Here is a 16,007-nt window from a genome sequence, read left to right on the forward strand (position 1 = left end):
GTTCACTGGTCCACTCCGTACACGCTGAGCAGGGATGTCATCCGGGCCTCCGCCACCGCCGGGTCGGGGAACAGACCGAGCCCGTCGGCCAGTTCGTACGCCCGCGCCAGATGGGGCAGCGAGCGGGCCGACTGGAGGCCGCCGACCATAGTGAAATGGTCCTGGTGTCCGGCCAGCCAGGCCAGGAACACCACGCCCGTCTTGTAGAAGCGGGTCGGCGGCTGGAACAGATGCCGGGACAGCTCGACGGTGGGATCGAGGAGTTCCCGGAAGCCCTTCGTATCGCCCGTGTCCAGGACGCGTACGGCTTCCGCCGCGAGCGGCCCCAGGGGATCGAAGATCCCGAGCAGCGCGTGGCTGAAGCCCCGCTCGTCGCCCGCGATCAGCTCGGGGTAGTGGAAGTCGTCGCCCGTGTAGCAGCGCACACCCTTGGGCAGCCTGCGGCGCAGTTCGATCTCGCGCCGGGCGTCCAGCAGGGAGATCTTGACGCCGTCGACCTTGTCCGGGTGCTCGGCGATGACCTGGAGGAACGTCTCGGTGGCCGCGTCGAGGTCCGTGCTGCCCCAGTAGCCCGCCAGCGCGGGGTCGAACATCGGGCCGAGCCAGTGCAGCACGACCGGTTCCGACGCCTGCCGCAGGAGATGGGCGTAGACGGCGAGGTAGTCGTCAGGACTCTTGGCGGTCGCGGCGAGGGCCCGCGACGCCATCAGGATGGCCTGCGAGCCGGTCTCCTCGACGAGCGCCAACTGCTCCTCGTAGGCCGCCCGGACTCCGTCCAGTGCGCCGCCCGTCGCAGGGGTCAGTTGGTCGGTGCCCACGCCGCACGCGATCCGGCCGCCCACCGCCTTCGCCTCGGCGGCGGAGCGGCGGATCAGCTCGGCCGCGCCCGCCCAGTCCAGGCCCATGCCGCGCTGCGCGGTGTCCATGGCCTCCGCTACACCGAGGCCGTGCGACCAGAGATGGCGCCGGAAGGCGAGGGTGGCGTCCCAGTCGACTGCGGCGGCCGCGTCGGGGCTGACATCGGCGTACGGGTCGGCCACGACATGGGCCGCGGAGAAGACCGTACGGGAGGCGAGGGGAGCCCTGCCCGCGGCGAGGCGGGCGGGCTCGGAGCGAGGCGTGTACGTACGCGATCCGCCGCCCGGGGATGGCAGTCGGAGGGTCACAGCGACAGCTCCGGTACCTCGAAGCGGCGGCCCTCGGCCGAGGACCGCAGCCCCAGCTCGGCGAGTTGCACACCACGCGCGCCCGCGAGCAGATCCCAGTGGTACGCCTCACCGAGCGCCACATGGCGCAGGAACAGCTCCCACTGTGCCTTGAAACCGTTGTCGAACTCGGCGTTGTCCGGCACTTCCTGCCACTGGTCGCGGAAGGATTCGGTGGCGGGCAGATCGGGGTTCCAGACCGGCTTGGGGGTGGCGCTGCGGTGCTGGACGCGGCAGCGGCGCAGGCCCGCGACGGCCGAGCCGTGCGTGCCGTCGACCTGGAACTCGACCAGCTCGTCGCGGTTGACCCGGACCGTCCAGGAGGAGTTGATCTGGGCGACCGCTCCGCCGTCCAGCTCGAAGATGCCGTAGGCGGCGTCGTCGGCGGTCGCGGCGTACGGCTTGCCCTGCTCGTCCCAGCGCTGCGGGATGTGTGTGGTGATATGCGCCTGGACGGTGGTGACCCGGCCGAACAACTCGTGCAGGACGTACTCCCAGTGCGGGAACATGTCCACGGTGATACCGCCGCCGTCCTCGGAGCGGTAGTTCCAGGAGGGGCGCTGGGGGTCCTGCCAGTCGCCTTCGAAGACCCAGTAGCCGAACTCTCCGCGTACGGAGAGGATCTCGCCGAAGAAGCCGCCGTCGATGAGGCGCTTCAGCTTGAGCAGACCCGGCAGGAAGATCTTGTCCTGGACGACGCCGTGCCTGATCCCGGCGTCGCGGGCCAGCCGGGCCAGTTCGAGGGCGCCGTCGAGATCGGCCGCGGTCGGCTTCTCGGTGTAGATGTGCTTGCCGGCGGCGATCGCCTTCTTGATGGCCTCGACCCGGGCGGAGGTGACCTGGGCGTCGAAGTAGATGTCGATCGTGTCGTCCGCGAGGACGGCGTCGAGATCGGTGGACCATTCGGTGAGGCCGTGCCGTTCGGCGATCTCCCTGAGGGCGTGTTCGCGGCGGCCGACGAGTACGGGCTCGGGCCACAGCGCCTCGCCGCCCCCGAGGTCCAGTCCGCCCTGTTCGCGGATCGCGAGGATGGAGCGGAGCAGATGCTGCCGGTATCCCATCCGCCCCGTGACGCCGTTCATGGCGATCCGCACTGTCCTGCGTGTCACGAAGTTCCCTCCATATTGCCGTAGCAAGCGCTTTCTATTGGGTAAGAAGCTAGCCTGCGACAGCGAACCGGACAAGAGCCCGGCTCCGATCCCGCACCATCCCGCACCGATCTCGCACCGAACGCGCTGAACGCACCTCGATCCCCCTCGTCCCCCTCGGAGGAAAGCGATGACAGTCACCCTGGCGGATGTGGCGGCCCGCGCCCGGGTGTCGCCCGCCACCGTCTCCCGCGTACTGAACGGCAACTACCCGGTCGCCGCCGCCACCCGGGAGCGTGTGCTGCGGGCGGTGGACGATCTTGATTACGTGCTCAACGGGCCCGCGAGTTCGCTGGCCGCCGCCACCTCGGACCTGGTCGGCATCCTCGTCAACGACATCGCCGACCCGTTCTTCGGGATCATGGCGGGTGCGGCGCAGACCGAGATCGGCGGCCAGGAGGGCACCGGCCGGGCGGGCGGCGAGAAGCTCGCCGTCGTCTGCAACACGGGCGGCTCGCCCGAGCGCGAACTCACCTATCTGACCCTGCTCCAGCGCCAGCGGGCCGCCGCCGTCATCCTCACCGGCGGTGCGCTCGAAGACCCGGGCCACATCGTGGCGATGACCACGAAGCTGGCGAAACTCGCGGACGCGGGGACCCGGGTGGTGCTGTGCGGACGCCCGCCGCTGCCGGGCAGCGACGCGATCGTGGCTTCGCTGGCCTTCGACAACCGGGGCGGCGGGCGGCGGCTGACGGAGCATCTGCTCACACTGGGGCACCGGAAGATCGGCTATGTCGCGGGCCCGCTGGAACGGACGACGACCCGGCACCGGCTGGAGGGGCACCTGGCTGCGCTGGCGGCCGCGGGGCTGGGGGATCCGGCGTCGGGCGAGGGACGGAGCACGGGATCCGGCGAGGGGCGGGCGGGGCAGGAGGGGCTGGTCGTGCACGGTCCCTACAGCCGCCGGTCGGGGTACGAGGCGACGCTTGAGCTGCTGCGCCGCGCACCGGATCTGACGGCCGTGGTCGCCGCCAACGACACGGTGGCACTGGGCGCGTGCGCGGCGGTACGCGACCAGGGGCTGCGCATCCCGGAGGACGTCTCGGTGGCGGGCTTCGACGATCTGCCGTTCTCGGTCGACGCGACGCCGGCGCTGACGACCGTCCGGCTGCCGCTGTACGAGGCGGGGGCGCGCGCGGGCCGGCTGGCGATGGGCACGGAGACGCCGCCGCCGGGCGGGATCGCCACGATCACGGCCGAGTTGATGGCACGGGCTTCGACGGCGCCGCCGCGGGCGACCCGCTGACGGGCAGGGGGGGGCAGGTGGCGAGCTGACGCCAATGTGCGGATGGGGCCTTGCCGAGCCTCGACGGACCGACGTAGCGTTGACTCAGTCAAAGAAAAAGGCCCGGGGGTGGATCATGGCCGTCCAGGAAATCCGCGCGTTCAACCGCTTCTACACGAATCTCATCGGGGCGCTCGACTACAGCAAGCACCTCTACACCCCGTACACGCTCACCGAGTCACGGGTGCTGTACGAGCTGGCCCACGCGCCGCGCACCGACGCCGCCGATCTGCGGGTCGAGCTGTCGCTCGACGCCGGCTATCTGAGCAGGCTGCTGACCAAGTTCGAGAAGGACGGGCTGGTCGGACGCGCGCCGTCCGAGCGGGACTCCCGGCGGCAGCGGATAACGCTCACACCGCAGGGGCGCGAGGCCGCGGCGCTGCTCGACGAGCGGTCACGGGAAGCGGTGGGCTCACTGCTCGCCCGGGTCGAGCCGGCGCAGCGGCCCAGGCTCGCGGACGCGATGCGGACCGTACAGGACATCCTCGGCGCGGACCGCCGGGCGGCGCCCCAGCGCGGCGGGCCCGTCCTGCGCGATCCGATGCCCGGCGAGCTGGGCTGGATCGTGCAGCGCCATGGCGCCGCGTACGCCGCGGAGTACGGCTGGAACACCGAGTTCGAGGGGCTCGTCGCCCGGATCGTCGCGGACTTCGCGGAGGACCACGATTCCCGGCTGGAGCGGGTCTGGATCGCCGAGCTGGACGGCGTCCCGGTGGGGTCCGTGATGTGCGTACGGGACGACGCGCCGGAGGTACGGGACCAGGCCCCCGTCACCGCGCGGTTGCGGCTGCTCCTGGTCGAGCCCGGCGCCCGGGGACACGGCCTCGGGGAGCGGCTGGTCGGGACGGTCGTGGATTTCGCGCGCGCGGCCGGGTATCAGGAACTGACGCTGTGGACCAATGACGTCCTCGCCGCCGCCCGCACCCTCTACCAGCGCGCCGGATTCACGCTGGTCTCCGAGACCCCGCACCACTCGTACGGAGCGGATCTGGTCGGCCAGGACTGGCGGCTCCCTCTCGGGACAGGAGCCACCTCAAGCCAGGAAGGGATATCACCGTGAAATTCGCCTTCTCCACCCTTGGAGTACCGGGTCTGCCCATCCCCGACGTTCTCGCGCTCGCCGACCGGACCGGCTACCAGGGGGTGGAGCTGCGCGCCCACCCGGAGGAGCCGGTCCACCCGGGCATCGGGCCACGCGAACGGGCCTCGGTGGTCGAGGAGTTCCAGCGCGCCGGAATCGAGATCCTGACGGTCGCCGGGTACGTACGGGTGGCGAAGGCCGACGCCGACGAGAAGCGGCTGCGCCAGGAACTGGACGAACTGCTGTGGCTGGCAAGGGATCTGGGTGCCTCGTTCGTCCGTGTCTTCCCGGGCGGCGGCGACCGGCCCGCGGCCGAGGCCGACGCGACGGCCGCGCGACGGCTGGGCGCGGCGGCCGAGTTGGCGGCGGACTTCGGCGTACGGATCCTGCTGGAGACACATGACTCGCACCGCACGGGTACGGACGCGGCCCGGGTGCTGGGGCCGGTGGGGCACAAACACGTGGGGGCGCTGTGGGATGTGATGCACACCTGGCTGGGCGGCGAGGCGCCGGCCACCACGCACGCGGCGCTCGCCCCGTACCTGGGCTACGTCCAGGTGAAGGACATAGCCTCGGCGGAGGACACGACGCCGCTCGCGCTGGGGGCAGGGGTGCTTCCCCTGGGCGAGTGCCTGGCGCTGCTCGATGACGACAGCTGGGTGTGCTGGGAGTACGAGAAGCGGTGGTATCCGCAGGCGGAGGAGCTGCCGGGGCTGCTCGCCGCGGGGCGGGAGCATCTGGAGGGACTGATCGCGGCGAGCCGCCACGGCTGAGAAAGCCCGGGAGGTGAGGCGGAGGTGATGGGGGCGGCAGGCAGGGGCGTCGGGGGCGTCCGAGGCATCAGGCCCGTGTCGGCGAGGACTTCGGCGTCAGGGGCCCGGCGGGGGTGTTCGCGGCAGGAGTGTTCGCGGCAGGAGTGTTCGCCGCAGCGGTGGAAGGGGCGGGAGTCGGCTCGGCGGGCGCCCATCCAGTGGAGGCGGACACGGCGGGTATCGGCTCACCAGAGACCGGCGCGCCGAGAACCGGCTCGGCGGGAACCGGCTCGGCGGGAACCGTCTCGGCAGGCACCGTCTCGGCAGGCACCGGCTCAGTGGCGAGCGGGGGCTTGGGGAGCGGGGTCGCAGGGCCTCCGGTGCGGGACAACGAGGTGAGGGCCACTCCCCCGACCAGCAGCGCCGCCGCGCACCAGCGCAGGGGGCTGACGGACTCGCTCAGCAGGAGCGCCGCCGAGGACATCCCGAAGACCGGGACGAGCAGTGAGAAGGGCGCCACGGACGAGGCGGGGTAGCGGCGCAGCAGGAAGCCCCAGGCGCCGAAGCCGAAGACGGTCGTGACCCAGGCGACGTAGAGAATGACGGCAATGCCGGTCCCGTCCAGGGCGCGCAGGGCGGCCAGGTCGGCGTCCGGGCCCTCGAACAGCAGCGAGAGACCGAGCAGCGGCAGTACGGGTACGGCCGACACCCACACCATGAAGTTCAGGGCGTCCGGCGGGGACGCCTTGCGGGTGAGCACATTGGAGACCCCCCAGCAGGCCGCGGCGGCGATGACGAGCGTGAAGGCGAGCAGCGGGCCCGAGGTCCCCTCGTCGACCGCCGCGACCGCGATACCGGCCAGTGCGACGGCCATGCCCAGCAGCCGTACGCGGCCGGGCCGTTCGCCGAGGGCGACCGCCGCGAACAGGGCCGTGAAGACGGCCTGGATCTGGAGGACGAGCGACGAGAGACCGGCCGGCATGCCCTGGTCCATGCCGACGAAAAGCAGTCCGAACTTGGCCACACCCAGCACCAGTCCGACCCCGATCACCCACTTCCAGGCGACCTTGGGCCGGCCCACGAAGAAGACCGCGGGGAGCGCCGCCGCCAGAAAGCGCAGTGCGGAGAAGAGCAGCGGCGGGAAGTGGCCGAGACCGACCTCGATGACGACGAAGTTCACTCCCCAGACGGCGGTGACGAGAACGGCGAAAGCGATATGAGTGGGGCGCATGCACAGAGGATCACCGGACCGGACTATGTAGCACCAGCGCGAATTTCTTCATGGTGGAATTCAGCGCTGCTTATGATTCTCCGAGAAAGGGGGCAGCGATGCTCGATCTGGCCAGGCTGCGGGCGCTGCACGCCGTCTCCGTCCACGGTTCCGTAGCGGCGGCGGCCGCCGCTCTCGGCTATACACCCTCCGCCGTGTCGCAGCAGATCACCAAGTTGGAGCGGGAGACCCGTACGACTCTGCTGGAGCGGCGCGGGCGCGGCGTGGCGCTCACCGACGAGGCGCGCCATCTCGCCTCCACCGCAGAGGAGTTGCTCGCGATAGTGGAGCGCGCCGAGACCACCTTGGAGGAGCGCAGAGGGCAGCCGACCGGGCAGCTCGTCGTCGGGGCGTTCGCCTCCTCGGCCCGTGGTCTGCTCCCCGGCGTCCTGGCGGAGCTGGCCGTACGGCACCCCACCCTCGATATCCGGCTGCGGGAGATCGATCCGCATCTCTCCATCGATCTGGTGGCCCGCGGCGCGATCGATCTGGCGGTCGCCCACGACTGGGACATCGCACCCCTGCCCGCCCCCGAGGGCGTGGAGCAGGCGGTCATCGGGGACGACCTGTGCGATGTGCTCGTGCCGGTGGCGCATCCGCTGGCGGCGCGGCCGTCCGTACGGCGGGAGGATCTGTCGCGGCAGCGCTGGATCTGCCAGCCGCCCGGGACGGTCTGCCACGACTGGCTGGTGCGTACGCTGCGCGCGGCCGGGTGCGAGCCCGATCTCGCGCACCAGGCCGAGGAGAACCACACCCAGCTCGCGCTGGTGGCGGCGGGGCTCGGCATCGCCATGATTCCGCGCCTGGGGCGCGGGCCGCTGCCCGAGGGGGTACGCGCGATCGCGCTCGACCCCGTACCGATACGCAGGCTGTACGCGCTCTGGCGGACGGGCGCGGCCAGACGTCCGGCGGTCACGGCGACCGTGGAGACACTGCGGCGGCACTGGCCGACGGTCGCCGCCGTCTAGGGCCTGTCCGGTCGATCTTCTCGGGCCCGCGACGCCTGGCACCGGGCCGGGCACGGCCGTCGTGGCTCGTGGGCGCTTTCCGTGGCGCGTCCCTTGACTGGCAGTTACTTTCCGGATATCCGGAAATCTTGGAAGTTTCCTTCACTTCCCTCGCAGCGCACGGCCGGAAGGAGCACCAGTGCACGACCGGACCATCTCCAGACGCGCCCTCCTCACCGCAACCGCCGTAGCGGCGGCGGCTGTTACCGCCGCCACCGTCCCCGCGGCCGCCGCCGTTCCCCCGCCTCACGAGCGAGCCCCCGACCCCCGCGACCGCCTCCGCCGGCTCATCAGCCGTATGAGCCTGGAGGAGAAGGTCGGCCAGCTCTTCGTCATGCGGGTGTACGGCCACTCCGCCACCGCGCCCGACCAGGCCGATATCGACTCCAACCTCGCCGAGATCGGGGTCCGCACGGCCGCCGAGCTGATCTCCACGTACCACGTCGGTGGCATCATCTACTTCGCCTGGGCGCACAACACCCGTGATCCGCATCAGATCGCCGGTCTCTCCAACGGCATTCAGAAGGCCGGCCTGGCCCAGCGCGTCCCCGTGCCCCTGCTCATCACCACCGATCAGGAGCACGGCATCGTCGCCCGGGTCGGCAAGCCCGCCACGCTGCTGCCGGGCGCGATGGCGCTCGGCGCGTCCCGTTCGCACTCCGACGCCCGCGAGGCGGCCCGGATCGCGGGCGGCGAGCTGGCCGCCATGGGCATCAACCAGAACTACGCGCCCGACGCGGACGTCAACGTCAACCCGGCCAATCCCGTCATCGGCGTACGGTCCTTCGGCGCCGATCCGGGGGCCGTGGCCGGGATGGTCACCGCCCAAGTCAAGGGGTATCAGAGCGCCGGGATCGCCACCGCCGCCAAGCACTTCCCCGGTCATGGCGACACCAAGGACGACAGCCACTACGCGCTGCCCACCATCCACCACACCCGTGAAGAGTGGACCGAGCTGGACGCGCCGCCGTTCCGGGCAGCGATCGCCGCCGGTGTCACCTCGATCATGACCGCCCACATCGTCGTCCCCGCCCTCGACCCGAGCGAGGACCCGGCGACCCTCTCGCACCCCATCGTCACCGGAGTGCTGCGCGAACAGCTCGGCTACGACGGCGTGGTGGTCACCGACGCGCTCGGGATGGCGGGCGTACGGCAGAAGTACGGCGACGACCGGGTGCCGGTCCTCGCGCTGAAGGCGGGCGTCGACCAGCTGCTCAATCCGCCGGATCTCCGGCTGGCGTGGAACGCCGTCCTGACCGCGGTCAAGGGTGGCGAACTCAGCGAGCGGCGCGTCGAGGAGTCGGTGCTGCGCATCCTCGAACTGAAGGAGCGGCTGGGGCTGTTCCGCGGTGATCCCTATGTCTCGCCCCGGGATGTGGACCGCGAGGTCGGCACCCGGGCGCATCTCGCCGCCGCCGACCGGATCGCCGAGGGCACCACCACCTTGCTCGTCAACGAGCGCGGACTGCTGCCCCTGAGCCGCCGCCGGGAGAGGAATCTGCTGGTCGTGGGCGCCGATCCGGCCTCGCCCTCCGGGACGACGGGTCCGCCGACCACCGTGCTGGCCACCGCCCTGACCGAACTGGGCTTCACGGCCACGGCCCTGTCCACCGGTACGGCGCCCACCGCGGCGCGCGTCGAGGAGGCGGTGGAGGCCGCGCGGGGCAAGGACGCGGTGGTCGTGGCCACGTACAACGTCTCGGCCACCAGCACACAGCGCACGCTGGTCAGCGCGCTGGCCGCGAGCGGTGTGCCCGTCGTCACCGTCGCCATCCGCAATCCGTACGACATCGCGCGGCTGACCGGTGTCACCGCGTCCCTCGCCGCGTACTCATGGACCGATGTCGAACTGCGCGCCGCGGCACGGGTGATCGCGGGCCAAGCGCGGCCCAGGGGCCGACTGCCGGTGCCGGTGCAGCGCGCGGACGATCCGGCGCGCGTGCTGTATCCCATCGGCCATGGACTCGGCTACTGACCAGCACCGAGGACAGCACAATGCCCGCCGTTCACGAGGCCTGATGGCCTGGTGAACGGCGGGCACCTCGAAGAGCCGACGAGCTACGGCCTCAAGGTCTGCTGCCGCTCCACCTTCTGACGGTCGAGCTTGGAGTCGAACGGAGCCAGCGGCTTCGCCTTCGACTCGTCCTTCTGCACGGCGGCCGGAGCGACGCCCGCCCAGGCCAGGATCCGCGCCGTGGCCTTCGCCTGCTGGTCCGGGACCAGACCCGCGACATTGGCGCCGTGGTTGGCGCCCGGCGCGACATACACATAGCTGTCACGCGCGCCGCGGCCGAGGCGGAACGGCTCCGCGCCCCACGGGTCGTTCTCGCCGTATACGAACAGCATCTGGTTCGCGTGGTGGCGGACCCAGTTGTCGACATCCGGCATCGTCAGCGGGTTGAACTTCATGGGGATGTCGCGCGGCACGAAGTTCCGCGGCGGCTGGTATCCGTACCGGCTCAGATTGCCCAGGTGCGGCTGCTTGATGTCGGGCGAGCCCAGCTGGGTGCCGGCCTGGTAGTAGTACGGCGTGTACGTCGTCAGGCCCTGGTCCGTGTAGGCGGAGAAGCCGGAGATCGTGTCGACGGTGTCGTAGATCTCCTGGTCGGAGACGGTGGCCGCCGGGATGAAGTCGCAGTCGGAGAGCAGGCTGTACTGCCAGAAGCCCCAGACGAAGTCGAGCACGGTGGCCTCGTAGGCCTTGTCGAGCGTGCCGATCGTGTTGAACGTGGCGTCGTTGGCGTCCGCCCACTCCTTGAACTTCTTCTCCAGCGGCTCGCGCCGGACCAGCGCCTCACGCTGCACCGCGTTGAGCTTGTCGCGGCACTCCTTAGTGCCGACGCGCTCGAAGAACCGGTCGTACGCGGAATCCTCGTTGTTCCACACGTCATTGGGCGCGACGTACGCGACGACGCCGTCCATGTCGTTCGGGTAGAAGCGCTCGAAGTACGTGGCGGTCATACCGCCCTTGGAACCGCCCGTGGAGAGCCAGTTCTTGGCGTAGATCTTCTTCAGCGCGGTGAAGATCCGGTGCTGGTCACTGGCCGCCTGCCAGATGTCCAGCTTCGACCAGTCGGCCGGCTGCGGGCGCGACGGGGTGAAGAAGCGGTACTCCATCGAGACCTGGTTGCCGTCGACGATCCGGGTCGGCTCACTGCGGCTCGGGTTGGTGGAGACGTTGTAGCCGCTGGTGAAGAAGACCGTGGGCCGGCTGGTGTCCTTGTGCAGCAGCGTGATGCGCTGCTGGAACGTGCCCTTGGACGGCTTCCGGTGGTCCACCGGCTGCGTGTAGTTGAGGACGAAGTAGCGGTAACCCTCGTACGGCTTCTCCTGGATCAGGCTCATCCCCGGGATCGCGAGGATTCGGTCCTTGATGTCAGTGGTGTCGGAGGCGGTCTTTTGATCCGCACTCCGATCGGCGGCGGTGGCCGCGCCGGCTGTGGCCACCGTGCCTATGACCAGCACGAGCGACAACACCCATCTCAGCGCCTTGCGCATTCACACTCCCTGTGTTCATGACAGACGCCGTGAACCTAGCCCGGTCACCGCCCGAACCGCCAGTCCTCTTGACCGTTTTATCCCGCCGGCTGTCCGCGCAATCCTCAGCAGAGGATCCAACCGGTCGAGCCCTTCCGCCCCGAGACGACACCCGTCGCCCGTACGCAGCGGTTCAACGCGTGCACCGTGACCGGGCCGGCCCGTTCGGTGTAGTCGCCGCTGTCCACGACCGGATTCCCGCCGCGCGGCTGGAGACTGACCGACATCGCGCGCCTGGGCCCCGGCTTCTTGGCGACGGTGACCGCGCAGGCGTAGGCGCGGTCCTTGTAGACCCGCAGCTCACCGGTGGCGAAGCTGACCGTCTTCTGCGGCCGGCCCGAACAGACCGACGCGGCCTCGGCTCCTGACGCACCGGGACCGGCCAGAACCGTGGCTCCGGCGGCGATCAGCACCACCAGACAGTGCAGAAGCGCTCTCCTGATCCCGATTCCCCTCCGGGCCGTCCCAGCCGAACCGAACACGAATGCCCCCCATGGCTACTCGGGTGTACATGCGTACGACGCCTGGGGAGCCAGGACGGTTGCGGAACCGCCCCCGTACAGCCGCGTACACACCCTCGTACGCCCCTGCGCGCCCCCCACGGCCGACCGCGCCCCCGCGTCTCACCGCACCACCGCGGGCTCCTCCTCGCCGATGAAGCTGTTCCACAGCCGGGTGTACCGGCCGTTCAGCGCGAGCAGTTGCTCGTGTGTGCCGTCCTCCACGACCCGGCCGTGGTCCATCACGATCACCCGGTCCGCACGGGCCGCGGTGGTCAGCCGGTGGGCTACCACCAGGGTGGTACGGCGGCCGGTGAGCCGGTCGGTGGCCTGGTTGACGAGCGCCTCGCTCGCCAGGTCCAGCGCGGCGGTCGCCTCGTCCAGCAGCAGGATGTCCGGGTCGACCAGTTCGGCGCGGGCCAGGGCGATCAACTGGCGCTGTCCGGCGGAGAGATTGCGGCCGCGCTCGGCGACCTCGTGCAGATAGCCGCCGTCCAGCGTGGCGATCATCTCGTGGGCGCCGACCGCGCGGGCCGCGGCCTCCACCTCCGCGTCGGTCGCCTCGGGACGCCCGTACGCGATGGCGTCCCGGACCGTACCGGCAAAGAGATACGCCTCCTGCGGTACGACTCCGAGCCGGTGCCGGTACGCCGTCATATCCAGCTCGCGCAGGTCCGTACCGTCCGCGGTCACCCGGCCGGCGGTCGGGTCGTAGAACCGCGCGACCAGCTTGACCAGCGTGGACTTGCCCGCGCCGGTCTCGCCCACGAAGGCGACGGTCTGGCCGGCCGGTATGCGCAGATCCACCCCCGTCAGCGCGGCCTCAGCGCCGCCGTCGCCGGAGACGCCGTCGACGGAAACACCGTCGGCTGACGCTCCGTCGACCGACTCGCCGCCGTACGAGAACTCGACGCCCTCGAAGGCGATCTCACCCCGCAGCGACAGCACGTCCAGCGGCTCCTTCGGGGCGGCCGTCGACGTCCGCTCGCGCAGCAGCTCCTGGATCCGGCCCAGCGAGACGGTCGCCTGCTGGTAGCCGTCGAAGACCTGCGAGAGCTGCTGCACCGGCGCGAAGAACAGATCGATGTAGAGGAGATAGGCGACCAGCGCGCCGGTGGTCAGCGTGCCCGCCTCCACCCGCCCCGCGCCCACGATCAGCACGGCGGCAGCGGCGACCGAGGACAGCAGCTGAACGAACGGGAAGTAGACCGATATCAGCCACTGGCCCCGCACCCGCGCCGAGCGGTAGTGGTCGCTGCGGGCCGCGAAGCGCTCGCCGCCGTCCTTCTCGCGCCGGAACGCCTGGACGATCCGCAGCCCGGACACCGACTCCTGGAGGTCCGCGTTGACGACGCTGATGCGCTCGCGGGCCAGTTCGTACGCCTGCACGCTCTTGCGGCGGAAGAAGTACGTACCGACGATCAGGACGGGCAGGGTCGCGAAGACCACCAGCGCCAGTTCCACATCGATCACCAGCAGCGCCGCCAGTATGCCGAAGAAGGTGACGACGGAGACGAACGCGGTGACGAGCCCGGTCTGGAGGAAGGTCGACAGGGCATCGACATCGGTCGTCATCCGGGTCATGATCCGGCCCGTCAGCTCACGCTCGTAGTAGTCGAGTCCGAGCCGTTGGAGCTGGGCGAATATCTTGAGCCGCAGCGCGTAGAGGACACGTTCGCCGGTGCGGCCCGTCTTGCGGGTCTCGCCGATCTGCGCCGCCCACTGGACGAGCACGGTCAGCAGACCGAGCGAGGCGGCCGTCCAGACGGCGCCGAGGGCCAGTTGCTCGACGCCCTGGTCGATGCCGTGCCGGATGAGGACCGGGAGCAGCAGACCCATGCCCGCGTCCACGGCGACGAGCGCCAGGCTGACCAGCAGCGGCAGTCCGAACCCGCGCAGCAGCCGGCGCAGCCCGTAGGCGTCCTCGGCGGCCACGGCACGCGCCTCGTCGATCGCGGGGAGGTCGGTGGCCGGGGGCAGCGCCTCGACCTGGGCGAGCAGTTCGGGCGTGGCGCCGGGGGCCGCGGAGTCGGACGAGCCGCCGGACGCCTCGTCCCGTTCCCACAGGGCGGGGGTGACGCCACGCTCGGCGTCGAACTCCGCGTCGATCTCGGCCTGAAGGGCCCGGGCGTCCTCCACGGACTCCAGCGACTCCAGGGATTCGACGGACGCATCGGACTCGACCGCTCCCGCCGCGCCGCCCGCCCCGGACAGGGACTCGACGGCGACCGGGGTGTGACCGGGCGAGACCCCGCCCAGTTCGTCGGGCTCGGTCAGCAGCCGCCGGTAGAGGGCGGAGCGCCGCTGGAGCTCCTCGTGCGTACCGATGTCCGCCAGCCGGCCGCCGTCCAGGACGGCGATACGGTCCGCCAGTCCAAGGGTGGAGCGGCGGTGGGCGATGAGCAGTGTCGTACGGCCGGCCATCACCGCGCGCAGCGCGTCATGGATCTCGTGCTCCACCCGGGCGTCCACGGCGGAGGTGGCGTCATCGAGGACGAGCAGCCGGGGGTCGGTCAGGATGGCCCGCGCGAGCGCGATGCGCTGGCGCTGTCCGCCGGAGAGCGTGAGGCCCTGCTCTCCCACCTTGGTGTCGTAGCCGCCGGGCAGTTGCGAGATGAAGCCGTGGGCCTGGGCGGCGCGGGTGGCCCGGAGGATCTCCTCCTCGGTGGCGTCCGGCTTTCCATAGGCGATATTGGCGCGGACGGTGTCGGAGAAGAGGAAGCTGTCTTCCGGTACGAGCCCGATGGCGGCCCGCAGCGAGTGGAGGGTCAGCTCGCGCACGTCATGGCCGCCGACGAGGACCGCGCCGTGCGTCACGTCGTAGAAGCGGGGCAGCAGCAGCGAGACGGTGGATTTGCCGCTGCCGGAGGAGCCGACGACGGCGACGGTCTCGCCGGGCCGCATCTCCAGCGAGAAGCCTTCGAGGACGGTCCGCCCGTCCTCGTACGCGAACGACACGTCGTCGAACTCGACCGAAGCCTCGGCGTCCGCCGGGAGCTCCTTCGTACCGTCCTGAAGGGTCGGTTCGGTGTCGATCAGTTCCAGCACCCGTTCCACCCCGGCCCGCGCCTGCTGCCCGATGGTCAGCACCATGGCGAGCATCCGGACGGGGCCGACGAGCTGGGCGAGATAGGTGGAGAACGCGACGAACGTGCCGAGGGTGATCTGCCCCCGGGTGGCCAGCCAGCCGCCGAGCGCCAGCATCGCGACCTGCCCGAGCGCGGGGACAGCCTGGAGGGCGGGGGTGTAGCGGGCATTGAGCCTGATGGTGCGCAGCCGCCCGGCGAACAGCTTGCGGCCGGCCTCGCGGAGCTTTCCGGTCTCCTGGTCCTCCTGGCCGAACCCCTTGACCACGCGTACGCCGGAGACGGCCCCGTCCACGACTCCGGCGACGGCGGCGGCCTGCGACTGGGCGTACCAGGTGGCGGGGTGCAGGCGGGTGCGGCTGCGGCGGGCGATGAACCAGACGGCGGGGGCGACGGCCAGCGCGATCAGCGTCAGCGGCGGCGACAGCCAGGCCATGATCACCAGGGAGATCAGGAACAGCAGCACATTGCCGATGGTCATCGGCAGCATGAAGAGCAGGCCCTGGATGAGCTGGAGGTCGCTGGTGGCGCGGCCGATGACCTGGCCGGTGGAGAGCTTGTCCTGACGCCGCCCGTCGAGCCGGGCGATCGTGTCGTACATCTCCGTACGCAGATCGTGCTGGACGTCGAGGGCGAGCCGCCCGCCGTAGTAGCGCCGGACGAAGGTCGTGGCGTAGACGGCGAGGGCCGCCACGATCAGCAGACCGGTCCAGACGAGGAGGGAGCGGTCACCGCCCCCGATGACATCGTCGATGACGACCTTGGTGATCAGCGGGACGAGAGCCATCACCGCCATCCCGGCGAGCGAGGACCCGAGGGCGAGCACCACATTGCGCCGGTACCGCCACGCGTACCCGGTGAGCCGCCGTGCCCAGCCTTGCTCCGCCGCCACTGAATGCCTCCCGATCGACCTGACCTGCCGGAAGGCACCAACGCGGGCCGTCGCGGATTTCATCCCTCCGCAACAAATACCGGTCCGCGGACGCAGACGTACGAGCCTGAGGTCCTAGGACCTCTCGTTCGGTACCGGCGGCAGGGCCTAGTAGTGCTTGGTCAGGTTGGTGTTGCTGTGGGTATGTCGCGGTGGCAGGTGGGGCAGGCGCCGGTCCAGGTTGCGAGGAGGGTCTGTAGTTCGC

Annotated in this window: 10 protein-coding genes and 1 pseudogene; 5 read left to right on the forward strand and 6 right to left on the reverse strand. The window is 70.7% G+C overall.

Translation table 11 applies throughout. The features are described 5' to 3' along the window. Positions 1-2 precede the first annotated feature (2 nt). Complete coding sequence (locus IF11_RS0117385) at positions 3-1,166, reverse strand: dihydrodipicolinate synthase family protein (protein WP_030352518.1); 1,164 nt, start codon at positions 1,164-1,166, stop codon at positions 3-5. After that, positions 1,163-2,314, reverse strand: coding sequence for a Gfo/Idh/MocA family protein (locus tag IF11_RS0117390; protein WP_030352519.1), 1,152 nt, complete (start codon positions 2,312-2,314; stop codon positions 1,163-1,165). The genes IF11_RS0117385 and IF11_RS0117390 overlap by 4 nt, the downstream gene beginning before the upstream one ends. 169 nt (positions 2,315-2,483) lie before the next feature. Between IF11_RS0117390 and IF11_RS0117395 the strand changes: the two genes are divergently transcribed. The 3 genes from IF11_RS0117395 (at position 2,484) to IF11_RS0117405 (ending at position 5,492) form a co-directional block, all read left to right on the forward strand. After that, positions 2,484-3,599, forward strand: coding sequence for a LacI family DNA-binding transcriptional regulator (locus IF11_RS0117395; RefSeq protein ID WP_030352520.1), 1,116 nt, complete (start codon positions 2,484-2,486; stop codon positions 3,597-3,599). Positions 3,600-3,714: 115 nt separating this feature from the next. Continuing rightward, the gene (locus IF11_RS0117400) at positions 3,715-4,698 is read left to right on the forward strand and encodes a bifunctional helix-turn-helix transcriptional regulator/GNAT family N-acetyltransferase (protein WP_030352521.1); all 984 of its coding nucleotides are present in this window, start codon (positions 3,715-3,717) and stop codon (positions 4,696-4,698) included. Then, positions 4,695-5,492, forward strand: a complete 798-nt coding sequence (locus tag IF11_RS0117405; RefSeq protein WP_030352522.1) for a sugar phosphate isomerase/epimerase family protein — start codon at positions 4,695-4,697, stop codon at positions 5,490-5,492. Before IF11_RS0117400 ends, IF11_RS0117405 begins: the two co-directional genes overlap by 4 nt. Positions 5,493-5,778: 286 nt before the next feature. On the opposite strand, the pseudogene IF11_RS0117410 reads toward IF11_RS0117405, so the two are convergent. Further along, a pseudogene (locus tag IF11_RS0117410) lies at positions 5,779-6,702 on the reverse strand (EamA family transporter); the annotation flags it as partial. A 98-nt stretch (positions 6,703-6,800) separates the two neighbouring features. Between IF11_RS0117410 and IF11_RS0117415 the strand changes: the two are divergent. After that, positions 6,801-7,709 carry a LysR family transcriptional regulator gene (locus tag IF11_RS0117415; protein WP_030352524.1) on the forward strand — a complete coding sequence of 303 codons (909 nt, stop codon included), beginning with the start codon at positions 6,801-6,803 and terminating at the stop codon, positions 7,707-7,709. Positions 7,710-7,887: 178 nt separating this feature from the next. Beyond that, positions 7,888-9,723, forward strand: a complete 1,836-nt coding sequence (locus IF11_RS0117420; RefSeq protein ID WP_030352525.1) for a glycoside hydrolase family 3 protein — start codon at positions 7,888-7,890, stop codon at positions 9,721-9,723. Positions 9,724-9,806: 83 nt separating this feature from the next. On the opposite strand, the gene IF11_RS0117425 is transcribed toward IF11_RS0117420, so the two are convergent. The 3 genes from IF11_RS0117425 to IF11_RS0117435 form a co-directional block, all read right to left on the reverse strand. After that, positions 9,807-11,246, reverse strand: coding sequence for a S28 family serine protease (locus IF11_RS0117425; protein ID WP_030352526.1), 1,440 nt, complete (start codon positions 11,244-11,246; stop codon positions 9,807-9,809). Between the two features lie 104 nt (positions 11,247-11,350). Continuing rightward, the gene (locus IF11_RS0117430) at positions 11,351-11,728 is read right to left on the reverse strand and encodes a hypothetical protein (protein ID WP_030352527.1); all 378 of its coding nucleotides are present in this window, start codon (positions 11,726-11,728) and stop codon (positions 11,351-11,353) included. Between the two features lie 180 nt (positions 11,729-11,908). Beyond that, positions 11,909-15,763: an ABC transporter ATP-binding protein gene (locus IF11_RS0117435; protein ID WP_240627635.1), complete on the reverse strand. Its 3,855-nt coding sequence runs from the start codon at positions 15,761-15,763 to the stop codon at positions 11,909-11,911. Between the last annotated feature and the right edge of the window lie 244 nt (positions 15,764-16,007).

The organism is Streptomyces scopuliridis RB72, assembly GCF_000718095.1.
Lineage (GTDB): Bacteria > Actinomycetota > Actinomycetes > Streptomycetales > Streptomycetaceae > Streptomyces > Streptomyces scopuliridis.

What these genes read in the sequence shown, in the direction of transcription:
- IF11_RS0117425 (WP_030352526.1), bottom strand. Translation starts at nt 11,246, where the DNA reads ATGCGCAAGGCGCTGAGATGGGTGTTGTCGCTCGTGCTGGTCATAGGC.
- IF11_RS0117395 (WP_030352520.1), top strand. Translation starts at nt 2,484, where the DNA reads ATGACAGTCACCCTGGCGGATGTGGCGGCCCGCGCCCGGGTGTCGCCC.
- IF11_RS0117400 (WP_030352521.1), top strand. Translation starts at nt 3,715, where the DNA reads ATGGCCGTCCAGGAAATCCGCGCGTTCAACCGCTTCTACACGAATCTC.
- IF11_RS0117415 (WP_030352524.1), top strand. Translation starts at nt 6,801, where the DNA reads ATGCTCGATCTGGCCAGGCTGCGGGCGCTGCACGCCGTCTCCGTCCAC.